The 24,078-nt window shown below is 51.8% G+C and carries 16 protein-coding genes and 1 pseudogene; 6 read left to right on the forward strand and 11 right to left on the reverse strand.

Annotated features, from left to right (window positions below):
• The first annotated feature begins 404 nt into the window (after positions 1 to 404).
• A complete protein-coding gene (locus KDW_RS13340) occupies positions 405 to 2,006 on the forward strand; it encodes an RHS repeat protein (protein ID WP_162005203.1) in 1,602 nt (533 codons plus the stop codon).
• A complete protein-coding gene (locus KDW_RS13345; RefSeq protein WP_151756412.1) occupies positions 1,904 to 3,844 on the forward strand; it encodes an RHS repeat domain-containing protein in 1,941 nt (646 codons plus the stop codon). The genes KDW_RS13340 and KDW_RS13345 overlap by 103 nt, the downstream gene beginning before the upstream one ends.
• A gap of 49 nt (positions 3,845 to 3,893) precedes the next feature.
• On the opposite strand, the gene KDW_RS13350 is transcribed toward KDW_RS13345, so the two are convergent.
• The gene (locus tag KDW_RS13350; RefSeq protein ID WP_151754429.1) at positions 3,894 to 5,534 is read right to left on the reverse strand and encodes an IS1634 family transposase; all 1,641 of its coding nucleotides are present in this window, start codon (positions 5,532 to 5,534) and stop codon (positions 3,894 to 3,896) included.
• A gap of 527 nt (positions 5,535 to 6,061) precedes the next feature.
• Entirely contained in the window at positions 6,062 to 8,059 is a 1,998-nt protein-coding gene (locus KDW_RS13355; RefSeq protein WP_151754490.1) for a hypothetical protein, read from the reverse strand.
• A 687-nt stretch (positions 8,060 to 8,746) separates the two neighbouring features.
• Between KDW_RS13355 and KDW_RS13360 the strand changes: the two genes are divergently transcribed.
• Together KDW_RS13360 and KDW_RS13365 are read left to right on the forward strand one after the other, a co-directional pair.
• A complete protein-coding gene (locus KDW_RS13360; protein ID WP_151756413.1) occupies positions 8,747 to 9,712 on the forward strand; it encodes an RHS repeat-associated core domain-containing protein in 966 nt (321 codons plus the stop codon).
• Between the two features lie 448 nt (positions 9,713 to 10,160).
• The gene (locus tag KDW_RS13365) at positions 10,161 to 11,441 is read left to right on the forward strand and encodes an ArnT family glycosyltransferase (protein ID WP_151756414.1); all 1,281 of its coding nucleotides are present in this window, start codon (positions 10,161 to 10,163) and stop codon (positions 11,439 to 11,441) included.
• Positions 11,442 to 11,448: 7 nt separating this feature from the next.
• Here KDW_RS13365 and KDW_RS13370 read toward each other — a convergent pair whose 3' ends face one another.
• From KDW_RS13370 to KDW_RS35880, 5 genes are all read right to left on the reverse strand, one after another.
• Entirely contained in the window at positions 11,449 to 12,495 is a 1,047-nt protein-coding gene (locus KDW_RS13370; protein ID WP_151756415.1) for a hypothetical protein, read from the reverse strand.
• A 125-nt stretch (positions 12,496 to 12,620) separates the two neighbouring features.
• On the reverse strand, positions 12,621 to 13,517 hold the full coding sequence (locus tag KDW_RS13375) for a hypothetical protein (protein ID WP_162005204.1): 897 nt from the start codon (positions 13,515 to 13,517) through the stop codon (positions 12,621 to 12,623).
• A gap of 167 nt (positions 13,518 to 13,684) precedes the next feature.
• Positions 13,685 to 13,951, reverse strand: a complete 267-nt coding sequence (locus KDW_RS31700; protein ID WP_162005205.1) for a hypothetical protein — start codon at positions 13,949 to 13,951, stop codon at positions 13,685 to 13,687.
• Positions 13,952 to 14,108: 157 nt separating this feature from the next.
• A complete protein-coding gene (locus tag KDW_RS13380; RefSeq protein WP_151756417.1) occupies positions 14,109 to 15,194 on the reverse strand; it encodes a zinc ribbon domain-containing protein in 1,086 nt (361 codons plus the stop codon).
• A gap of 60 nt (positions 15,195 to 15,254) precedes the next feature.
• Positions 15,255 to 15,470 carry a transposase gene (locus KDW_RS35880; RefSeq protein WP_151756418.1) on the reverse strand — a complete coding sequence of 72 codons (216 nt, stop codon included), beginning with the start codon at positions 15,468 to 15,470 and terminating at the stop codon, positions 15,255 to 15,257.
• Between the two features lie 19 nt (positions 15,471 to 15,489).
• On the opposite strand from KDW_RS35880, the gene KDW_RS13390 reads away from it, so the two are divergent.
• A complete protein-coding gene (locus KDW_RS13390) occupies positions 15,490 to 16,782 on the forward strand; it encodes an RNA-guided endonuclease InsQ/TnpB family protein (protein ID WP_151756419.1) in 1,293 nt (430 codons plus the stop codon).
• Between the two features lie 76 nt (positions 16,783 to 16,858).
• Here KDW_RS13390 and KDW_RS13395 read toward each other — a convergent pair whose 3' ends face one another.
• From KDW_RS13395 to rbsK, 3 genes and pseudogenes are all read right to left on the reverse strand, one after another.
• On the reverse strand, positions 16,859 to 17,815 hold the full coding sequence (locus KDW_RS13395; RefSeq protein WP_151756420.1) for a hypothetical protein: 957 nt from the start codon (positions 17,813 to 17,815) through the stop codon (positions 16,859 to 16,861).
• Positions 17,816 to 18,070: 255 nt separating this feature from the next.
• Positions 18,071 to 18,382, reverse strand: coding sequence for an iron-sulfur cluster assembly protein (locus KDW_RS13400; RefSeq protein ID WP_151756421.1), 312 nt, complete (start codon positions 18,380 to 18,382; stop codon positions 18,071 to 18,073).
• Positions 18,383 to 18,507: 125 nt separating this feature from the next.
• Positions 18,508 to 19,454, reverse strand: a pseudogene (gene rbsK, locus KDW_RS13405) (ribokinase).
• A 305-nt stretch (positions 19,455 to 19,759) separates the two neighbouring features.
• On the opposite strand from rbsK, the gene KDW_RS13410 reads away from it, so the two are divergent.
• Positions 19,760 to 20,692 (forward strand): helix-turn-helix transcriptional regulator, encoded by a 933-nt coding sequence (locus KDW_RS13410; protein ID WP_151756422.1) that lies wholly within the window; start codon positions 19,760 to 19,762, stop codon positions 20,690 to 20,692.
• Between the two features lie 35 nt (positions 20,693 to 20,727).
• On the opposite strand, the gene KDW_RS13415 is transcribed toward KDW_RS13410, so the two are convergent.
• Positions 20,728 to 23,970: an AAA domain-containing protein gene (locus KDW_RS13415; RefSeq protein ID WP_233097790.1), complete on the reverse strand. Its 3,243-nt coding sequence runs from the start codon at positions 23,968 to 23,970 to the stop codon at positions 20,728 to 20,730.
• Between the last annotated feature and the right edge of the window lie 108 nt (positions 23,971 to 24,078).

Genomic DNA, 24,078 nt, shown 5'->3' on the forward strand with positions numbered 1-24,078 from the left:
AAACAATAAGAAGAAAATTATCAGAAATTGCCTGAAAAACCCTTGTTTTTTCACCACTCCTTCAGGTATACTTGCTTCTGGCAGCTATGCATGAAAAATCTTATTATCTTTATTTGGTTAGATAGATCACTATATATTCCTTTTTAGTGGAAGGGAATATTTTTCTTGAAGAGTGGTATGAACCGTTCAGCGCTATTTTTTTCTCGCACTGATCTATACACATCTCCATTCAGCAAGGATAGTTTTTTTATGTTTGTGTATAGATATGCAAACATGTCTTTCCAGACAGATACTCTTTTTTGTGTGTATTCTGAAGGAGAATCCTTCCCTCTGCCATAACTTTTTGTGCTTGCTTTATAGAAATGGATTTCACTGTATGCAGACCGATTCATCGGCACATTCGCATGTATCCCCCCCACTCGTCCTGGAGCGCGCTCTGTCGACTCCTGGTCGTCTTGAGCCTGACCACTGGCGCTATTCTCACTACGGTCGTAGCGACCATGCCATCGGCCTATGCGGCGACGGCCACCACGGCCAGCGCGCCAGCACCCATTGTGTCTGATCCAATCGTCAACGGCGTGGACAAGGCACGGCAACTCTTGCTCAAACTGGCTAGCGCCTATCGTGCTCCCAAGATGGCACCCAAAGTTGTCCACAACAGCACGCTCAAGCCCCTGGTGGCCGGAGCCAGCTACAATGGTCTTGGAGACCTGCCCTTCTACACCTATGTGGGCCAGCGTCACCTGACCGATCAGGTATCCATGAAGGTTAACGTGGCCAACGGCAACCTGCTGGTCAACACCGCCGAGCTGGGCATCAAAGGAACCGGCATCAACCTCGCGGTGGGCAGCACCTATAACAGCGCCGAGAACCAGAGCAACCTGCTGGACGCTGGCGATGCCTGGTACTTCAATACGGGGCGTGGCGTCACGCTGGATCTGAGCAATCTGGCTAACGGTATCAGCCTGCATGGTCCCAGTGACACCACTGGCTTTTTCAAAGCGACCGGGAGCGGTACCTTTAGCGATGACATCGGACTCAAGGCCTCGATCGCGAGTACTGGCAGCGGCACCTACACCGTGACCTTCCGCCAGTCCGGTGAGCAGTGGGGCTTCAATAGTAACGGCTCCCGTCTCATCGATTGCGATAAAAATGGCAATTGCTTGAATTTCCAGTACAATGGGCAGGGCGATCTCACCAGTATCACCGACACGCAGAATCGCCAGGTCACCTTTGTGCAGGGGTCCGATAGTGCCAACGACCTGCATCAGGTCACGTCCTACACGGTCAGCACCACCGATGGAACCAGTAAAACACTCAAACGCGTCTACACTGGTTTCAGGCTGACCTCGCTGATCAATGCGGACCAGAAAACGACCACGCTCTCCTACTATAGCGATGGCCATCTCAAAACGATCACCGATCCTTTGCTGCACACCACCACCTTCGCCTATGGCACGGATGGCAAGCTTGCCACGATCACCGATGCCAAAAGCAAGACCGTCCAGTTTGCCTACAAGGCCAGCAACGATAGCGCCTGCAGTGGTCTGGGCAGTACCGCGCAGCCCTGTACCGTGGTTACTGACCAGAACGGCCACACGACCACCTATTCCTATAATCCTTCTCTGGAAGTTACCACCACGAAGGATGCGTTAGGTCACACCAGGGCGCAGGCCTTTGACGCCACCAGCTACAACGTGACCAGCGCCACGGATGGCTTGAGCAGTACCACCAACTTCACCTATGGTGATCCCAGCCATAGCGACAACCTGACCGCCACCAAGGACGCCACGGGCGCGGGCTCCACCTTTACCTACACGGCCCTAATCAGACCTACTATCCCGATACGCAGACCGATGCTCAGAATAATCGCACCGATTACGGCTACGATACCAACGGCAACGTGCTCTCGTCGAAGGATCATAGCACGAGCAAAGGGCTCAACTACACCTACAATACCAATGATGGCACGATCAAGCAGCAGCAGGACGCCAACGGCAACGTGACTGGCTATGCCTACACCTATGATGGCTCGAAGCATCTGACCAAACTGGTAATCACGCAGCCCGCCCCGCTGGGCGCGATCACCCAGACCTATGACCAGTTGGGTCGCGTCCTCACGGAAGTCGACGGCAAGAGCCAGACGACTTCGTTCCAGTATGACAAGGAGGATCGCCCGACGCAGGTGACCTATCAGGGTGGGGCCTCCATCAAGTACACCTATGATGATGCTGGCAATGCCAAGACTGAGCAGGATAGCACGGGAACGACCACCTTTACCTATGATGAGCTCAATCGCCAGACCAACAAACTGCTCCCAGGCGGTCCAAACATTGTCAATACCTATGATAATGTGGGCAGCCTGACCAGCTTGAACGATGGGACCGGCCTCATCAGCTATGGCTACAACGCGGCTAACCTGATGACTACGCTCAAAGATCCAGGTAATGCCACCAGTAGCTATGGGTATGACAATGCCAACCATCGAAATTGCATCATCTATCCAAACCAGACCGGCATGCTCTTCACCTTTGATAAAGCCGGGCGGGAACTGACCAACATCGGTGGAAAGATGAATGGACTCACCTGTTCCACCACGTCCCAGATCAGCGGCACCCCCTATACCGAGTATCACTACAATTATGTTCCTTCGGGTGCTACTAACTCGTCCGAACTCGTGCAGACGATGCTGCGGCATAGTGCCAACGATTACAGTTCCTATGGCACCACCACCTACAAATATGATTCCCAGACGCGGCTGGTCGACTCGCAGAGTCCAACGCAGCACTGGGCGGTGGGCTACGATGCCAACGGCAACATGACCAGCAAGCAGTATACTGGAGCGTCGAGCTTCAGTGCGACGTATAGTAATTATAATGCAGCCAATGAACCAACAGGTTCAACAAGCACCGGCAGTGCTGGTGGTCAACCGACAGCCGGTAACGAGACCTATAGTTATGACACCAACGGCAATTTGACCAGCATCACCTACGGGACCTCTGGTCGTGGAGCGCTCTCCTATGCCCAGAGCCATAGCTATAACAGTGCCAACCAGGACATCAGCGGCAACGGCAGCGCCACGGGCACGACCAGGAGTTACACCCAGACCTATAGCGGCAGCGACCAGTCGCAACGCGTCAGCAACAACGGGACCAGCACCGTCTACACCGGCTTGGGCCTGAGTAGCGAGAAGAGCACAGGCGGCACCACCGAGTATGTGCGCTGTAGTTGTGGCCTGCTCAACAGCGAGCGCACGCCGGACGGCAATGCGTACTACTACTTCTTCGATGCCCAGGACTCGATCGTGGCCATGACCGATAGCACCGGCGCCGTGGTCAACAGCTATGACTATGATCCCTTCGGCGGCATCTCCGGCCAACGCGTCGCCGTCAGCAACCCCTGGCAATATGCCAGCGGCTACTCTGACGCCACCACCGGCCTGCTCAAATTCGGCATTCGCTACTATGATGTCAACTTCGGTCGCTGGACCCAGCGCATGCCTGTGGGCGGCACCCTGCAGGAGACGTTGAAGGCCAACCCGTATGAGTATGCTAGTGATGATCCTGTCAATGAGACGGATACAAGCGGAAAATTCCCACAGTGGGTTGGATGTGCTGCTATTGTTGCAATTGGGCTTTTATTAATAGCAGCTAGTGCGTGGGTTCTGGCCACTGGTGTGGCGACAGGATTGGGGCTAGTAGGTGGTGCAGCAGCAGAAGGATTTTTGATACCTGGTAGCTTGGCACTGACTAGTTCAGGAGTTAATGTTCTTGGAGGTATAGTTGGTATTGGGTTAAGCGGAATAGGGAGTATTATTCTCGGCTATCTTACAAATGCATGTTAACATTAGTTAAATAGTTTACATAGGGAACTGTTCCCCACATTCCGCAGTTTCAATCTGAAAAAAAATAGAATTGTTGATAGGCTGGTCCCAGTAACGAAAGGATCTTTTGATGCAGTGGCTGCAAGCGGAGGACAACCGACTCCGTTCTGGTTCCTGTGCGGATCTGCAACAATTCAATGCCTTCAAAGCATTGGAACACCCAGCGCATCGTTGGTCGAGCCGTAGGCTTGTTGACTTGATTGGGGATCGTTTGCCCGCTTGCCAGCAATTGCTCACGCAAGCGATGTTCAGCCAGACGGTACACCAACAACGCGAGCACCATGATCAAGCTCAATGCCACAATGCGTTCTGGTTTTTTTACAAAGACCGAGGAGGCCAGAAACAAGGGATCTTTCAAGAAACGGAAGCCCCGTTCTACGCTGCCCTGCTCCAGATACAGGCTGATCACCTCCTCATTGGAGGTGTCCGCTTCATCCACGACATTGGTGGCGATGACAAAACAGGCTTTGCGCTGAGCGTAGGCCAGCAGCTTCGTTTCGTTGAGGATGACCTGCGATGTGACACTCCAGCGCAGCCCGCTTGGCTCCGCATCCCGAGCAGGACGGCCTCGTCCTTCAAAGACCGCCTGGCTCTTGAGTTCCACCGAGACTTCCAGCCACTCCGGCAGGCCTTTCAAGCTCTGCTCCCAGGCCTGTTGCGCATCCTCTCGACAGGCAAACGACTTGGTGCTCACATGCCACAGCTTCTTTGCCCACGCGTCTACCTGCTTGTCAGCTTGCTTGCGAGCCGTCTGCAACGCGCGCTTGACCCCATCGACACTGCGAACCACGATCCAACGCTCCGGTCCTTGCGGCAGATCCATCTGCTGCACAATCATGCTGCGTGTCCCATCAGCGCTGGGCTGCCACGCATCCTCGGCTTGGATCACGGCAGCTTTGGCTTCTTTGCTGGTTTCAGGAACACGACTGACCCACCTCACCCCAGCTTGATTGAGCTGGCGCACATTTGCCGTACTGTAGAGACCACTATCGGAGACGTAGATGGTTTTTTCTTCGGGCTCTTGCTGCCGCAATTGAGCATGCAGATCCGCAATAACCTTAACCAGGCTCTCTTTATCGCTGCTGTTCCCCGAAAGAGGCTGCAAAAAGAGCGGAATATCTCCCTGATGCGTGGTCGCCAGTGCCAACATCCACTGTTTGAGATCTTCGCGATGATCCCGCGAGTAGCCATGGGTAATGGCAATCACGTGCTCGTTTTCCTGGTTGGTTTCGTAGGCTCCATTGACCGAAAAGGAAGTGGTATCCACATGAAGATGCCGTGCTTTCACCCCAAAGCGTTGGCGGGCCTGATGGGCGATGCCAGCGAACACGGTGGTCACATCTTGCGCGTAGAGCCAATCCAGGGTACGTCCCAGGCAATCGTCGTTGAGCATATCAGCGCTGATACCTGCTCCCAGCAGGTGGGCAACCGGCTTGTTCTCGAAGAATTGTGGGACCAGATAGAGTTGGCGATTGGCAAAACCCAAGCCGTTGAGAATCATGGCGACGGTTGCAGTTCCATAACTCACCACACGTTGCTGTTTCGGTTCCAAGGCATCCAACCACGCGGCCAAGCCTATTTCCTGACAGACTCCCGCGACAATACCCAAATGATCCAACCGTTCGTTCTGGTAATCCTCAGCTCGTTGCATGCTCTTTTTCTGCTCCTTTTTGTGCTGAGACTACCTTATCGAATTTTAGATTTCCTGTCAATTACCCTGCGGAATGTGGGCTGTTCTTAAGGAGAATCCGATAATCTGAGAACAGTTCCCTTTTTACTAGTGTGGAACGCCAGAGAAAAAGAGGTTTATAGTAAGATGTCAAGTAATGATTGGTTTCTCGCCATATCAAGTGGAGTTATTGTTGCTGTAATAATATTCGGTATTAATATGTTTTTGTTAGTTTATTTAAATAATTTGGCAAAGAGAAGGAGAACAAAATGAGAAAAATAATATAAATATACTTAAACTGGCTATTGCTGGCTCTAACGTATGCCTGTGCGTGATACCCTGCAGGACCCACGGGATGCGCAACGAGGTAAACTCAGGCAATGGAATCAATTGAAAACCTCAACAGGAAAAGGAAAGGAAGCAAAAGCCTTGCATCGATAGACTTCGATGAAGAGGTGATGCCCAGCCAGCAGCGCATCGGAAGGGTTGCCAAAGACAGGAAAAAAGGCTTACGCGACGGCTTGAGCAGGAGGGCCAAACGTTTCGAAGAAGCGGACGGGCAGGCCATGTAAAAGAACAGAGAGCCTGGGAGCATCAGCGGAACGGGCATTGCGAGCGAGGCGCTGGGACCAGGAGAGCCGATAATGAGCACGCTGCTCGCGAGTCAGCAGCGTCTCGTCTGGCTTCAGAGGATGTGCTGGCTGTGAGGACTGAGGGCAAGCTTCCCAGGAAAAGGTGGCTGTTTCTCGCCGTAGGAGCTGGGTCCAGTGACGGCGCACAGAGCGACGAGGCCAATCGCGCCAGAGCAAGGGAGCCGACGGAGACACGACGGGAACATGCGGCAAGGATGGCACCGCAGGAGCAGAGAGCGGATCAGGAGGCAGAGGCCAGAAGACGGCACTGACGCGGCGTGGTTTTTTGGTGGAAGGATGTTCTTGACACTGCTCGCGCAAGGGGCAAGCCCGACAGAAGCCAATGCGGCCCGCATACAAGACACGCAGAGAGCCATCATGTTCGGGTCGACGCTCTTGCGCGTACAGCGGATGATCAGCGGGACAGCGCAAGGTACCGTCGGGTTGCAGCGTAAACACTGAGCCAGGAAAACCGCCGGTAAACGAGCGTTTGGCCCACTGCGCAGGACCATAGATTACCGGAGCGGCTGACCCACTGGGAACGGCTGGCTCACTGAGAGCGACTGGCAAAACTGCGTGAGCCGGAGCAAATTCGGTCGTGCGCACTGTTGCGGGAGTCAGATGCAGGCCGAGTTCCATCCGCAGGTTCCAGAGCCACTGAACCAGGATCTGGAAGCATTCCTGTCCCCAGGCCGTGTGAGAGACCCAACGGTCAGCGTCCTGTTCACCATCTTCATCCGCCAGCACGGTTTCAAAAGAACCGCGATGCAGATACACATCCAGGACATCTTTGGCGCTGAAGGCAGGGCAAGGCAGCGTTGAAACAAAGAGCTCGTAGACAGTCTCCGCTCGCTGCTCCCCAACGGAGGGAGGGTCTGAGGTGGCTGGATGGGTCGCCACGATCACGCGTACCAGAGGCCCCGTAGGGGAAAGCGGGACGGCTGGACAATCAAACAGGGTCCGGGTCATCTGGCTTTCGGGGTGCGTACAGGTGGCAGCGGGAGCGGCAGCCAACACGGCCTGCATTTCCGCCACATCCAGCAGGTGGTAATCCTTGTGGCGGGCCACCACTGCCAGGCCCGAGGTGAGGACATCGCAGAGAGGAGCAGCATTGCCATACAGGCCGTCGAGGCGGATGACGATCTGCTGGGCAGGTACACCAACCTGCTTTCCATAGTCGAGCAGAACCTGGATCGCTCGCAGCAGTTCGCCCCGGTAATCGCCGTTGCCCGACCCTCCAAAGGTTCCCAGAAACTGATGGGTATGAGCTTGGAGCACCACGGTCCTGGTGCGTACGACTTCCCCGCGCTTGCGGCCCTGATACCCTTTGGCGCACACCTGGTCAAAGCGACGGCGCGCAGCAGGCAGCGACTCGGCCTGGGGCAAGGCGCGTTGGCGAGCGACCTTTCGGGTGCCATCCACATCCGCGACCAGCCAGCTCTGCCCACACCGATCGATGATCCCGCCGGGATCAGGAAACGACGTGCGGGCCTGCACGTCTTGCTGGAAGAGGGTACGCATGTTTTCGACGCTGGCCTGATCCAGCGCCGCCAAAAAGCGAGAGAGCGCGGAGCGCGAGGGCAAACGCTGGCGGCCAAAGAAGGCCATGAACTCGTCGGCAAACGGCACAAGGCGCTCGTAAAAGGCTTGCAAGGTCGGTTCACCGGAAAGCGCGTAGCCGACGAGGACCACGACAAAATCGATGAGATCGTAGGTCCCCATCCGGGCGCGCGCGAAGCGGACTCGTTGGGTGATAGCCGTGAGAATACCCGTCTGGGTGAGGCTCTGAGCAAAAGCTGCCGCTTCTCCCATCCAATTGGGAGTGGAAGGTTGCGACTCTGGAGTCGTCTGGACGGTGGTGGTCGAATGCGTCATACTAGAAAGGTGTCCTCCTTCTGAGAAAAATTTTGAGGTTTCTTCTCTTATAGGAGACACTTTTTTTTAGCGTTTCGCCAGTCTCTGCGGATCAGTTACAAATCTCGTTGCGCATCCCGTGGGCAGGAGATATTCAAGGTCCAAGATAAATGCACTTGTATAGCGTGGCGTGGTGTACGTGGAGAGAGCGCCACACGCGAGGCCGCACTGCTGGGTTGATCAAGCAATATGCTCGAACATCCCGCAGTGCTGTGGCGCCTACACGAATTACGGTGAGCGTTGCCGGGTGGCTCGGCAACGTGTGAGCGAGCGAGCGGATCCTCCCCTACCTGTGCGGAGCGGATCGCAACACACGAGTAGTGTAGGCGCCACAGACATGCGATGCTCTCTATACACCTCGCATCACGATCACGCCGCATGTCAGGCTTGCTTGTGGCGCCTACTCGGCGTACGATTCGCTCCTTCTGTATACAATGTCTTCCATCCAGGCGCTTCACAGAAACGTATTGAGCATGGCGGAAAATATCTGTAATTTGGTGCAAATATGAATTATAATGGTAAGATCAATTAAAAAGTGAAGCTAGCCTAAGACATTAAGACCATAAGACGTTAAGACATGTGTGCAAATAATTAGAGTAGAACTCCTGTGACCGAGCAGCTAATTGGGAGCTCAAAAGAACGTAAGGCATGATACAGACGCGGCTGATAGATTCGCAGAGTCCATCACAACACTGGGCACTTGGGTATGATGCCAACGGCAACATGACCAGCAAGCAGTATACTGGAGCATCGAGCTTCAGTGCCACGTATAGTAATTATAATGCCGCCAATGAACCAACGGGCTCCACGAGCACCGGCAACGCGGGCGGTCAACCGACGGCTGGTAACGAGACCTATAGTTATGACCCCAATGGTAATTTGACCGGGATCACCTACGGGACCTCTGGTCGTGGAGCCCTCTCCTATGCCCAGAGCCATAGCTATAACAGTGCCAACCAGGACATCAGTGGCAACGGCATTGCCACGGGCACGACCAAGAGTTACACGCAGACCTATAGTGGCAGCGACCAGTCGCAACGCGTCAGCAACAACGGGACCAGCACCGTCTACACCGGCTTGGGCCTGAGTAGCGAGAAGAGCACAGGCGGCACCACCGAGTATGTGCGCTGTAGTTGTGGCCTGCTCAACAGCGAGCGCACGCCGGACGGCAATGCGTACTACTCCTTCTTCGATGCCCTGGGCTCGATCGTCGCCATGACCGATAGCACCGGCGCCGTGGTCAATAGCTATGACTACGATCCCTTTGGCGGTGTCTCGGGCCAACGCGTCGCGCTCAGCAATCCCTGGCACTATGCCAGTGGCTACTATGACACCACCACCGGTCTGCTCAAATTTGGGATCCGGTATTATGATGTCAACTTTGGCCGCTGGACGCAGCGCATGCCCGTCGGCGGCACCCTGCAGGAGACGCTCAAGGCCCAATACGTTTCGGTGAAGGGGATAAACGCACCCGTATGGCGTGGTGCTCGCTCGACGTATGATTCGTTCCTCCTGTATACTTCCATCCAGGAGCTTCACCGAAACGAGTTGAGTATGGCGGAAAAACATCTGGAATTTGATGTAAATATAAATTATAATGGTAAAAGTGAGTAAAAAGAGAAGCTAGCCTAAGACATTAAGACCATAAGACGTTAAGACATGTGTGCAATGGAGTTGGGTGAACCCCTGTGACCGAGTAGCTAACTGAGATCTCATTGGTACGTTTTTTCGTCTGCCTTGTCTCAATACCGATGGCCATCTCTCTGTGGAGTGAATCCCTATGACCAGGCTGCTAACCAATAACTGCTTATCTTCTTTATGAAAGCAGATTATTGTTTTTGTTGGTCCTTATAAGGTAAATATAGGAGGTGAGGAATGGTAAAAAGAGCGGTGTTGTGGAGGATGGCGGATGGAGGTGGTCGTGAGGCGAGGCGCGGAGGCAGGTGCTGGTGGAGGGTGAACTGGCTTCGCTCGCGGAGGGGGATTTCGCAGCGACAAGCACTGCCGTTACGGATGATTGCGCTATTTTATTGTTTTTGTTAGTGATGGGTAGTGTTGTGCTATGCGTTTGAGGATTCAGAAAATACCGCTGCTTATTTTTGTGCTGGCTTTGCTGGTGCGGGCTGCGTATAATTTGACGGCGGCGGCCCGTTATCTGCCGCTGGCTGATTCTTTGCAGTATCGAGATATTGGTTTGCATCTGGTACAGGCGCACTGTTTCTGTTTACATGGGAACATTCCTACCGTGGGTCGGGCACCGCTCTGGCCTGTATTAATTGGCTTGTTGTCGCTGCCATCTAATCCCCATGCGTTGTCTGTACGTTTGTTTCTCTGTGCCTTAGATGCGGGAACCTGTGTCCTGATCTATCTGTTTGCGCGGCGCTTATTGAATGCACACTGGGCATTGATCGCTGGCATCAGTGCCAGTCTGTATCCGAATCTCTTTATTTATACGGGCTGGTTATATTCTGAGACGCTCTATACGTTTCTTTTAACGGCTTTTATTTATGTACTCTATTGTTTCCAGCGTGAGCGCCGCCTGCGGCAGGCGGTTGTTAGTGGTTTGCTGGTTGGATTACTGGCTTTGACGAGGCCAAATGGTTTGCTGTTGATTGGTTTGTGTGTCGTCTGGCTGCTTGTGCTGGCCTGGCAGCGGCATTTTAACTGGAAGTATGCACTGCGTATGCTGGTGCTGGTACCGGCGCTGGCACTGCTTTTGATTGTGCCATGGACGCTACGCAATTATCTGGTAACTCAGCGCTTCTTACCAGTGGCTACTGGTGATGGTACCGTGTTGCTCGGTGCATATAATGATCCGGTCGCCCAACGTTCCTGGGATCAGATGACCTGGTTTAATCCGCTAAAGTCGGTCCCTGAGGTGGCTAAGTCTTTTCCCTTATACACCTGTGATGCCAGATGCGAAATGGGACGTGAAGATGTGTATAAAGGTCATGCGCTCCAGTGGATGCAGACACATCTGGAGCGCATGCCGGGCCTGCTTACGGCCCATCTGGCAGATATGTGGCTGCCAGTTGCCCATGAATCTGATCTACCCACGGACCGTTTTGCTGATCAGCTTTCTACCCGTGTGGTTCTGGTATGGATGGCAATTGTACCGCTCCCGACTTACCTGCTGGCTCTACTGGGACTCTGGTATACGCGACGGCGCTGGCGCGATTTTCTCTTTATTTATGGGGTCTTGTTACTCACCATTGCACAAAATATTGCCTTCTATGGTATTCCCCGTTTTCGGGCACCCATAGAACCGTTACTGATCTTGCTGGCTACGTGCGCACTTCCATCATTATCAAAATATGTGACGCCGCGCCATCAGATCAAGTAAATTCTGTTTAGTTTTTTGCCTCGTATCGCCAGACCTGTACATTGGTGAAGGTGGCATCGATTGGCGTTCCATTGTTAATGACTGCCACCCCGATTTTGCCGCCTGTCAGCGTATCATCGGAGACCATGCCCAGATAGTGTCCGTTGGCGAGGATCATCAGGCTATTTTTATGGGCCAGGATCATTAACTGGTTGGTTTGCTGGAGCCCTGGAGTGATGGCATCGCTAAAGCCTTGCAGCAAGACTTTTGCTTGATCGGTGCCGTTGTAGAGATCAAGGGCATATGAGCCATCGCTACCGACATGGAAAAAATAGTATGAGTCACCTGCGCTATTCGCGCGTAAGAGGAGTCCAGCCTGCCCGGGATTTCCTGCGATAATACTGACATCGGCCTGGTAGGCGCTATCCTCTACATTTGTTCCCTGTGCCAGACATGGCTGTAAATACATCTGTTGAGCTTCTCTGACATGGTATGCACTATCAGTAAAGCTGCAACCAGTATTCGCAGCCGGTCCACCCGTGTCCCATTTACTGGTTCCACTATTATCCAGCATAGGATCATCAATCAGTGCTTTGCCTGTGGCGATAGTCTGATAGGAATTTTCATTAGCTGTCGCGGTGGCTGTGGCGTCATTCACTGTCTGGGTGGCAATTGCCGCCTGGTTACCCTCAGCGGTGGCGGTGGCTTCGATCTCAGACTGGGCCGTCTGGAAGTAGCGCGCCGTTCCCTGAACCTGTGCCTGGGCCGTGTTTTGAACGCTACGTGTCTGTTGTACCTCAATGGTGGCGACGTGGCGCAAGGAACCTCGATAGTTGGTTGAGGTCTTGAAGAGTATCAGAGCAAGACAACTGAGCAACAGGAGAGAAGTGAGGATGATGGCCAGCGTTGAACCTGCCTGCTTAAATTTTGAGCGTCGTTTTCTCGGACGAGGTGGTGGCGGCCAGACTGGTCTGGCTGCCGTTGTTGGGATTACTTCAGGTATAGGATCATTTGTTGTTTGATCAAAAGGTGTTGGTGTATCTGCTTGCTCGTGTCGCAACTCTGTATCAAACATTATAGGTACATAGCTCCTCTGAAGATGTTCGGCTTTTTACATATAATACCATGAATGTACTGCTTTGGGGCTAAGATAGACGAATGGTTTAGTCGGGAAATGGATAGATACATTGGACGTTTACTTTAAACCCCCCAGACTTTTGCGTTACTGAAGGTGGCATCTGGTGTATTCTGTTGCGAGTCGCCAGCGAATAAACCGATTTTTCCCACATTGATAGTGCTATCATTTATTTTTGTCTGATAACGTCCATTGATGTAGAGATAAAAAGTATGTTGATGAGCAATGATCGTTAATTGATTGGTACCCTGTTTGATGGCTGAACTGAGGCCTCCAGTGATGATCTGGGGCTGTGAACCTGTTTGTGGTTGTACACTGGCCAGGAGGTAGCGTCCACTGGTGCTGAGACCAAACATATACAGTTTATTTCCGGCTGTGTTCGCGCGCATAAGCAGGCCGCCAGTATCGCCTTGATGCAATGTCATCCGGGCCTGAAAAGCAAAATTATCAAACGTCAAAGCCTGTTCCAGACAGAGTATTGCTTTACCTCCCTGGATACTCGAAAGATGCAACTGTTGATTCTCAAACATACAGCTTCCATCAGTATTGGTTGCCTCCCAGTCATATGGACTTTGCGTTTTGAGCGGATCATCCAGCAATGTTTTACGTTTCATTGCCTGCTGGTAAAGTTCGTGAGGATCAGTGCTGGTCAGGGGTGGCAATGTGGGCACTGCTGTTGGATATATTTTTGTTGTCTGACCGTTCTGACCGGCAGGTTGGGCCAGGTTTTGCAGCAGGAGATATCCGCCACCGATAAGCACTAATAGCATGCAGATGGAGAGGCCAGCAAAAATGATCAAAGGTATGGGTTTCAGACCTGTGCCGGGGCGTTGTTCAACAAATTTTGCTCGTCGGTTACCACCAGCAGGAGCAAGTTGAGCCGGCGGTAACGGTGGAAAGACAGGCTTTTGTATTGGTGGAGGCGTCTCATAGGTTGAGTGCTGTGAAGCAGTCTGTGCCACTGAATGTATATGATCCCATGGCTTGACTGGTGCTTGCAACGGTTGTGAGGGTAATAGCACCTCTTGCCCGCTGAGTGAGATAGATGGATTTTTAATGGGTTCGGATATGGGGGTTTGCAGTGGTTCCGATACGACTTGATCTGTGGGTCGTGGTGAACTGGCAGCTGCTAAAGGCTCAGATTGAGGAGCTGTTTTTTCTGTAGAGAGTGAGATACCAGGACGACGAAAAAGTGTCCTGGCCGGGGACGTAATGCTCCACTGTGGGAGCGCACTGACTGTGTAGCAGAGAATGTAGTATGTGGCGCGTTATCTTGCATCGATGCGGCTTCTTTCGATCCCGTAGAACCTCCAGCAGGTTCTATGAGCACCTGACCACAGCGAGGACATTGATAGACTTTATTGGGAATGAATAATCCACAGACCTGACAGTTCATCTTTTTCTCTTCTAATATGTGGTAGCACATGCAGATAGGCGTATGCTATATAATCTATTATTCGTTAAAAAATGATAGCAAGTCAAATAATAGCTTTGAGTATAGTACTATCCTATGTTGCCTGGAAAATGATATTTCTCCTGATGCCTGCTTGTCTTTATAATTTCCAGAGACGTAGATTATTAAATGCTACATCAGTGCCCTTCTGACGGTCAACGGCCAGGACTCCAATTGAGCCTGCGCGATATGTATTATCGCTGGCACTACCTACATAATGCTTATTGATATACAGATAGATAATATTCGCGCGTGCAATGATCGTGACGATATTTGTTTTTCCGTTGCCATTTTTAATCAACGTATTTTTGTCATAGACTAGTGGAGTGGTGTGACCATCATCTCTGGTCAGGATAAGGCCATAGGTGCCGTCGCATCTCAGGCGGAAACTATAAAAGTTTTTGTCATTCGCATTGGAGCGAAAAATAACTCCACCCTCTTCACCCTTGAGAATGGTCATCTGAATTTCTAAGGCAAAGTTTTGTACATGGAGGTCATGGGCGATGCAGGGGGCATAGTAACTATCCTGAAAAACGCTACTATGCAAGGCGTTATCGGTAAATGTACAGCCACCACCATCTTTAGTGGGATAGATATCCCAGTTGTCACCGGTATCAAAGAAGAGCGGACTGCTGAAGGTAGGTTTGCCCCTGGTACTCTGGACATACAGTTTTTGCTGGCTGCTATCGCTTGCCCTGGCGTAGGTGGTTGCCTGTGCATGCGCTATGGCGGTTGCTTTGCTGGCTGTTTTCTTACCTGCGATTGCTGTACTGTTATTGTGCACAGCTGCTGTAGCCGTAGCATGATGGTTGGTGATTTGCCGGACCAGCGCGGTTGCGGTAGCCTGTGTATGCATCCGGGCTGGATGAATAACACCAGCATAATACATCAGGCTGGCTCCACTGATAGCCAGGAGCAATGTCAGCATAATAATCGCAGCAATCAGCAAGGTTGAGATCCTTTTAGAGCGTGGCACAGGAAGAGGGGCTGTCGTAACAGATTTATAACCAGAAATAGTTTTTCCTGGCCTGGTAGCATCGTTGTATCCGGCGTAGTACTGTACCGGGCTGGTATAGAAAGAGGCATACACCATTTCATCAGAGGTGATGGGAACAGCAGACCCACAATAGGGGCAGCGTGTCATCCCTGGCGATAATGGACGCTCACAATTCGGACATGTTTTCATAACCCTCTCCTCTCCCATCTCTTAAGAATCACAAATATCCATCACCACTCTTTAGTGCGCTTAACATGGGAGCGGGAAGTCCCTCCCCGTTTCAGGGGGAGGGATGAAAGCGACCTGCATGCCCTGCTTTTCGCAACACTCGACAATCAACCGTTTCGTTTCCACCTGCATCTCACCGGTGAGAAGACGCCGCCGATACCTGGGCATCCATACGAGATGGTAAGTAATCGAGTAGTCGGAATATCTCGTTTTACACACTTGTAAAGTATTTATCATATATGCTATACTCTAGCATATGGATACCGTCAAAATCTACCAACTGAATCACCTGCCTGAAAAAAACTACCACCGTTTGCGTTCTGCACAACAAGAAGCGGCGTTGGTCTGGAATGCCTGTGTTGACTTACATCAAAAGGCACGCATGCAGCACACCACGTGGCCTGGACGCGATGCCTTGCAGAAAGCCACCAAAGGACGTTTTGCCTTGCAGAGTCAGTCGGTTCAGATGGTCACGCATGCCTTTCTTGCCAATGTGGAGACCACCCGCCAGTTGCGCCAGTCGCATCCCGAAATGAGGATGCGCTATCCCCACAAAGAAAAGCGATTTTACCCTGTCTCCTGGCCTGCGCAAGCCGTGAGCAAAGAAGGGAAGCGCGTGGTGTTGCCAATGGGGCGCGGGCGAGACTCGCTCGTGTTGCCGGTTGAACTGCCAGAGCAGAGTCGCTCGGTCACCCTGGTGTGGAACAATGGCTACGAACTGCATGTCAGTGTTGAGGTGCCACAAGCCGAAGAAGCCCCTGGCAAGGTGCATGCCACGGTGGATTTGGGAGAAATTCATCTTGCCAGCGTCACTACGAACACCAGCAAGGCGATCATCGTGACTGGGCGCGGCATTCGCTCGCTCAAACGGCAACGCACCAAAGCGTTGCGTAGCATCGCAAAAAAACAGGCGAGGTGTCGCAAACACTCCCGTCGCTGGAAGAAGTTGCAACGTGCCAAAGGCAAACAGTCTCGACGGGCCGAGCGACGTATCCGCGACCAACGCCATCAAGCCACCCGCCAGGTGATTGACTTCTGCGTGAAGCAGCACGTTGGCACCCTTTTCATTGGCAATCCCCACGGTGTCCGAAACAAGAACAATGGACGCCACCATAACCAGCGTATGAGCTTGTGGGAATATGGTCGTGATATTGATTACTTGACCCACAAAGCCGAACAGGCTCACATCGAGTGCTTCACTGGCTCCGAACGAGGAACAAGCAGCCAATGTCCGCGATGTGGGCATAAACATAAGCCGAAAAAAAGGCAATGGACCTGCAAAGCCTGTGGTTTCTCTGGACACCGTGATCTGGTTGGTTCGATCAATATGCATACCATCACCTTTGGTGAGCAAGTAAACTTTCCTCGTTCGTTTACGTATCTACGTCCTGCCAAAAGTAGGAAAAGTAGTAGTAGGGCAGACATGCCCCTGGTCTCACACGAGACCTGTTGTCTCAGTCAGTCCGCGCTTCACCCACACGTTGCAGACGTGGTCTCTTCGGAGACAGGCTATCGCTCGGACGATGCTGAGAAGCCTGTCTCCCTTTAGGGGACAGGAGTGTCACAAGCTGTTCCCGTATAGCTACCATGTGTGCGTATCCCGGGTTATGTGAGATCGGTTGGTGTTAGAATTTCCAGACCCTGGCATGTGAGTAGATAACTTCCGTCGTATGTTTGTAGCTATTGGCCAGCACACCAATCTGTCCACTACCAAGGGTCGTATCCATTACACTGGCCACATATTTTTTATTGATGTAGAAGTCGAGTGAACTGCCACTGGCCAGCACGCCCAGCGTATTTTCTTTATGCTGGCCTGTACTAATGTGCTCACTATAGCCTTCGGCCAGTGGTTGGGCTGCATTCTTACTATCGCTTGCATAGTAATAGATGCTATAGCTACCATCCTGTCCAACCACAAAAATGTAGGAGCGGGAATTATCATCATGAGCACGTACAATCAGCCCACCGGCATCACCTTTGAGGATCGTCATATCTACCTGATAGACGAAATTGTTGAGTTGCGTATGTTGTGCGAGACACGGCAAGAAAAATCCTTTTTGGCTAACTGAGGCACTATAGGAGGAGGTTGTGAATGAGCAGCCCGAGCCAGTATCCCAGTTATATATATCTGGATTGTGCAGGTCATCGTTGAGGTCAGGAGATGAACTGGTCATCTCACTATAGTTCTTTTGATGGTAAGCCACCGAGGTCGCTGTAGCCTGTGCCTGGGCCTGGACGGTCGCGGATAATTGTGCCGCGTGGGTTGCCCGTGCCTGGACTGTCTGTATTATTCTGGATCGTATCAATTCTTCCTTTTGTCGTTGTTGCATATAAGGTCGATAGGCCGTGGCATAGCCAATCATTCCGCTACCAAGCATCAGTACAAGTAGTGCATATACAAGAAGACTGCGTTTGCTCCTAAAATTTTTATTGAAATTTTTTGACGGCTTTTTTCTATCGGATACTTCCTCAAATTCCATCATCATCCTCCTACCGATATTGTACAGATAGCCACATAATTGCCAGCCAATCAAACAGATAAATAGTGTTTGATTGCCATGTGTTTCCTGGTTTTTCTCCATGAGTTTTCGCACCTGCGGTGCAAGCAAGGCTCTTTTGTTATGTGGTGTCAAAAAATGTGCAAAGCACATTTTTTGACACCACATAACAAAAGAAGTACGGGCGCTTTAGGGCCCGAGTGCGGCTAGTAAGTATGTCCTCCAATGAGAGAGGAAATCAAACACCAACTGAGCAAAACCTGCCAACAAGCACAAGAAGACACGCATGAGTTATCTATTATTATCTCATGCGTGTCTTCAGTCGCAATTATGCTGCGATTACATCATGCCAAGTTCCCATTTGGCGTCTTCGGTCATACGCTCTGGTGACCAGGGAGGATCAAAAGTCAGCGCAACATTACAACTTTTGACATTCTCAACCTGCCCAACCCGCATCTCAACCTCTGACATGACTTCTCCGGCCATGGGGCATCCCATTGCTGTCAGGGTCATTGTAACATCGACATTGCCGCTCTCATTATTGATATCCAAATTATAGATCAGGCCCAGGTCGACAACGTTGACCGGTATTTCCGGATCATAACACTCACGAAGCGCGTCCATGAGTTCTGCTTCATTAATTTCTGCCATCTGTGCAGCTCCTTTATGCCCCCATTAATCCGAGTAAATTAGTAGGATTATATCCCTGCCAGTAATATACACCTAACAGAAAAAGTTGTCAAAGTCGAGATAGCATTTTGTGTGGCTACATGGTTTTATGCGTTTGTTTCTGCAAAGGCGAGTACTTCTGATCGCGTTGGCAATCCTGACTGGGCACCGAAATGCGTCACTTTCAGTGCACTGGCCGTGATGGCGAAGTGCAATGCCGCTTCTGGCGTCTGCCCTTCAGTCAGGGCTACTGTGAGCGCTCCCACAAAGCAGTCTCCGGCAGCCGTCGTATCAACAACCTGTACTTTGGGGGCGGCTTGATAGATGGTTTGAATCTCACCTTGCTGATCGGTTGTTGCCAGGATGGCCCCCGTGACCCCAGCGTTATCACCACGATAGGAATACCAGATGTATGGAGGTGTCTGGCTACATCATGGGCCTCCGCCAGGTTCTCAATCTTTTGACCACTGAGCAGGCTGGCCTCACTCTCATTGACGACCAGGACTGAAAGCCGGCGTAAAATAGTGTCTGGCAATTTACAGGCCGGAGCCAGATTCAACACCGTCATTACTTCGGCTTGATGGGCGACATTGATCAAATCGCAGACCGTCTCAAGGGGAATCTCCATTTGCAAGACCAATGCGCTGGCCTGCTGCAAGGCTTGTTTGATCTGTGTATATTGTTCTGCATCTTTGCCAACCTGAGCATTGGCGCCTGACGCGACGACAATCGCATTATCTCCCGCCACTAGAAAAATAAAAGCTACCCCGCTGGCTGCATCTGGATCTATCGCCACGAGTTCAGTGTCGATGCCATCATTGCGTAAAGCCTGCAACAATTGTTGTCCGAAGGGATCTGATCCAACGCGTCCGGCCATTGCTACCCGGCCTCCTAAACGGGCGCTGGCCACGGCTTGATTGGCTCCTTTTCCCCCTGGAATCAGTTTAAGTGAGTCCGCGCCCAGTAATGTTTCGCCTATGGCTGGCAGGTGAGGTACATCTACCACCTGATCCATATTGATGCTACCGACTACGAGAATTGTTTGCTTGCTCATACATATTCTCTCCAATGCACATGATTTTTACTCTTGCTGGCATATGTCAGCAGCATACGATAATGCCACTGGTGGTTGCAATATTCGCTGGCATGCTGTTCAATCGTGTGAGCGGCGTTCACGATTGCTTTTTATAGTATGGGATTGCGGATTGTTTTCTCACTTGAGAAATATGTCATGGGTAAATAGAAATTATGCCCATTTTAAGTGGTTGGGTTACTATACTATATATAGGTTGTTGTATGTATTGATATAGAACCTGGCTATTATATTGATGCGCGAAGTGGTGAGCGGAGGAAGAAAAAATGCTCCATAGTATCGAAGCTTCTGATATACAGGTGACTCGGGAAGATGAGCGCCGTCGTCTGGCGCGTGAGTTGCATGATGGTGTAATCCAATCCCTGACTACTCTGGTGGACGACCTTGAGCAGTTTCGTTCCCGGCATTCCATTATGCAGGCAGTGGATGAGAACGTTGATAACTGGCACTCACTGGCTCATCGCAGCCTGTTGACGTTACGCCAGACTCTGGGAGAGTTGCGTAAGAACACAGGCGGAGATTTTGACTTTATGGCGAGTGTTTTGACCTTGCTTAAGAGCATGCAAGCTGCGGGCTATCTGATTACCTTTGCGTGCCATGATTGGCCATCACCACTGTCAGGAGAATATGCTATCAACCTGTATTATGTATTGCGCGAGGCGTTGCTCAATATTTGCAAGCATGCGGCTGCTTCATCTATTGTTGTATCTCTTTCCACGGGTGAGAATTGTTTGCACATGCATATCAGCGATGACGGTATTGGTATGTTGACTGTCTGTGCGACGGTGAGTTCGGCCCAGGATTGGCATCAAGGACTGCGTGGTTTGCGTGAGCGTGTGGCTTTGCTTGGTGGACAGGTTTCCATTGAAAGTATGCCTGCGCAGGGGACCAGTATGCAGGTGGATCTTCCGCTACCTGTGCGCGTTTCATCCCTGCTGACATATTCCGCGCCCGAGCATCCGGTCATGGATCCATCTCAGCAGGAGCAAGCTGACGATTTGACCCCGCGTGAGCGCGAACTGGTGATTTTGATTGCTCGCGGTTTCGTGGTCAAAGAGATTGCGCGCCGGATGACGGTCAGCGAGAAGACGGTGCGCAATCATATCAGCAACGTTTATCATAAATTATCTATTTATGACCGCTCTCAACTGGTCATCTATGCCATGAAAAAAGGTATGGTGAATCTGCAATCTCTCTAGTAGATGTGTTGGCTTGCTTATAGTACCGATTACTGCTATGACGCGGTACTATAAGCTGCTGTGCTGATCAAGGTATGCATACTGCGGCAATAGGTGATCAAGCGGGAAAAGGTGGGGAGATTTTCCAGTGCAGAGACATTGCCAACTAAAATAAGTTTACGTTGCGCACGTGTCAGAGCCACATTGAGCCGGTGTGGATTGATCAGGAAATCGCGGCGCTGGCTTTCCAGGGCCGGTTCCTGGCTGGTTGCGAATGACATAATAATAACCAGCCGCTCACCGCCCTGAAAGCGGTCCACCGTATCGACGCTTAACAGTGTATCCGATGGCAGCGCCTGCCAGTTGCTGCTGGGATCAGGCGAGAATAAATGGCGGCGAATATTGGCGACCTGGGCCCGATAAGGGGCAATAATACCAATATCCTGTGGCTGGATACCGCGCGCGAGTAAGCCTGCTACCAGTTCACGGATAGCGCGAGCCTCGGCATTGCTCTGCTTGGCTTCTGGCTGCGCATACTCATCCTGTATGTCCCAGAACAGCAGTGGAAATTTGGGGTCCAGGGCTTTTTGAATGCTCTCTGACTCCAGGATGGCATTTGCCGCGCTTGCTGGTTTGCGTGGATACATCAGGCGTCGATTGGCTACTGAGGCATGCGCAAGCAACTTCTGGTCGTAGAAGACGGTAGATGAGAAATGGGAAATCCATTTATTCATACGATATTGTGTGGTGAGAGCCACGCAGGCACTGACATCCAGCGGATGCCGCTGCATATATTCTTCGTCATGTTGCTTTAAGAAGCTAAATAGTGAGTCTCCCAGACCTTCCAGGATCGCTTCCTGGCTGAGTACCAGCGGGGGCAACTGCTTTTCATCCCCAACCAGGATGAAGCGTTTGGCAAAGCGCAGGGCACCAAGAATCGCGGGAATGGTCAACTGGCCCGCTTCATCAATGACGGCTACATCGAAGGCAAAGCCAGCATTCTCCAGATCGGCTTCACCATTTTTTGCTGTCTTTGGACTATATTTATCCGAGGACCAGGTTGCCGTGGTGGAAGCTACAACTGGTGTGGTATACAACAGATCAAAGACATGATCCTGATACGATTTGTCGGGATGGAACGGATCTGGCTCGATTGGCAGATTGCTTGTTCCTGTTTGTTCAATGGTATGCAAGAGTTCTTTGAGCAACCAGGGCTTGATTGACTCATGAACACTGCGCTCGCTCCCCAGGCGTAAGAACTGGGAGAAGCCATCGCGCATCAGCCGTTTCAGCATATTATCCACGGCCTGATTGGTAAAGGCGGCCAGCAGGACCCGCTGTCCCTGTTCAGTCAGACGTTTGACTATTTCTGCGATCACACTGGTCTTGCCGGTGCCTGGAGGTCCGTGGATGAGCAGATAGTCTTTCATCTGCAAGGCGCGGGCGACGGCCAGATTCTGCTCGTGATTAAAGTCGGCACGCCCAGGGAACTCTTCTCCAATGAAGCGTGGACGAATTTTTCCAGCTACCAGATCCTGAAGGTGAGATGGTACATGGTGCCAGCGGATCAGGTTTTGCAGGGTGCGCACGTGGACCAGATCATTATCATAGCGATCAATCAGTTGCGGTTGCCCGATGAGTTCCCGTGTCCAGACAGTCAGCCGTTCAGCACTGATCGCTGTAATCGTGCCACTCACCACTTCACCCGTAATGGGACTGCCATCGCTCAGCAGGATCTCGTCACCTTCGCGTAGCTCTGAGGTATTGGTACAACTAAAGGTAAGCGACCAGCCATCACTTTGAATGACTGGTGAGCCAAGGAGTTGCAGACCCTGGATGGCGCTGCCACGTTCCAGGCGCTGTTGTACCGGCTGTAACCATAACTGTGCCTGTTGCTGCTCACCGGCGCGTCCCTCGATTTGCAGCAGGCGATAGTACTTCTCAAAAAACGCGCGATCCGACGATGTGCTCACCGGTGGCGCAAATTCAGGATGTATTGATTTTTGCATCCCTTCCTGCTCGTCTGTGGCCTCGTCAGTGGTGAGAGCCGTTTGTGCCTGTAATTCGGGTGGTTGCCAGTGTAAGAGTCCTGAAACCGTCTGACAGTGCTCTAGCATGGCGCATTTACTACAGCGTGATGGTCCTGGTGGGAGGGAAGGAATACCTGTAACCCGATTCAGGATCAGGATATTGCGCGTCTCATTGACACGTTGAATCTCGCGGATCGTGGCGCGAATGCCAAAGGACTGGGCTTTACCGGGTGTCCCACTGTAGAGTAGGGTAGCAAAGGCGCGTTTCATTTTGGATTGGCGGCGCACTGCAAGCAGGGCATGATAGCCCAGGACCTGCCAGCGATGATCCCGTTTGGGTAACTCGCCGCTGGCACCACCTGTCTTCAATTCTAGCAGTCTTTGTTGACCTGTCTGCTGCCAGAAAAGGTCCAGGCGGCCGCGCAGACCAATCTCAGGCGCCAGTAAGAAGGTTTCGGCACGTACCTGATTGGTCTCGGATGCTGGTTGATCGTCAGCAACCACTCCTGGCAGTGTCCAGAGCGTATTGCTCTCGCTTTCATACCAGCGGGCCAGACTCTCTAGATGCGGCATGACCTCATCCTGCATTGTCTCAACCGAGACATCAGCCAGTGCAATCTCGATCGTATTTAGCTCGATGGCTGTTTTCAGGTTCCGTTGCATTACCTGTAGCGGTGTCTCAGGGGCGTTTGTGTTTTCTGCCTCTGCTTGCTGAGTAAAGGTGCCTCGATCGTGCTCTTTCAAGAGCTCTTTAAAACAATAGTGCACAATATTACCACGAATGGTGGCGGAGGAGGCCGTGGACGGTATGAGGCGGTTTAATAAATATTGGCGTGTACAATATTCGGCCTGATTGAGATCGGTAATGTTCAGCAGGATATCTGGTTCCAATACGGCCAGCGTGTATGAGTTGCCCTGATAGCGTGGGCGACTGCCATTTTTATATTCGATCTGCACTGGCGCGGTCGGTAGATGATACATACGTAGTGTCAGAGAATGGGCAGGAATGCCATCGGCACGTAGCTTTAATTCTTTGATCAGGCTGCGGTAATAGTGTTCCTCTAACTGGATCTCCACGCGTTCCGTGCCTGTATCCATGGTCAGGAGGGCGATGCGCTCACCCTGGTATTGACGCTCCTGGGCGCCGACGAGGTGACCGGAGAGTTGAGGGGTATGACAGGGATGTTTGGGGTCAAGCGTACAAAGAAAACACTCGTGTGTGGATATGGCTTCCTGCGGTTGTGTCAGATCGGTCCCTGATTTCTGCATCAATGTACACTCACTCTCCTATTTGTTCAGCATGGTGAAAGTGTACGGTAGAGACAAACTTTCGTCAAGAGATCCAGCCTATCTGGGATATGCTCACGCAGCCTGAGG

This window comes from Dictyobacter vulcani, assembly GCF_008974265.1.
Taxonomy (GTDB): domain Bacteria; phylum Chloroflexota; class Ktedonobacteria; order Ktedonobacterales; family Ktedonobacteraceae; genus Dictyobacter; species Dictyobacter vulcani.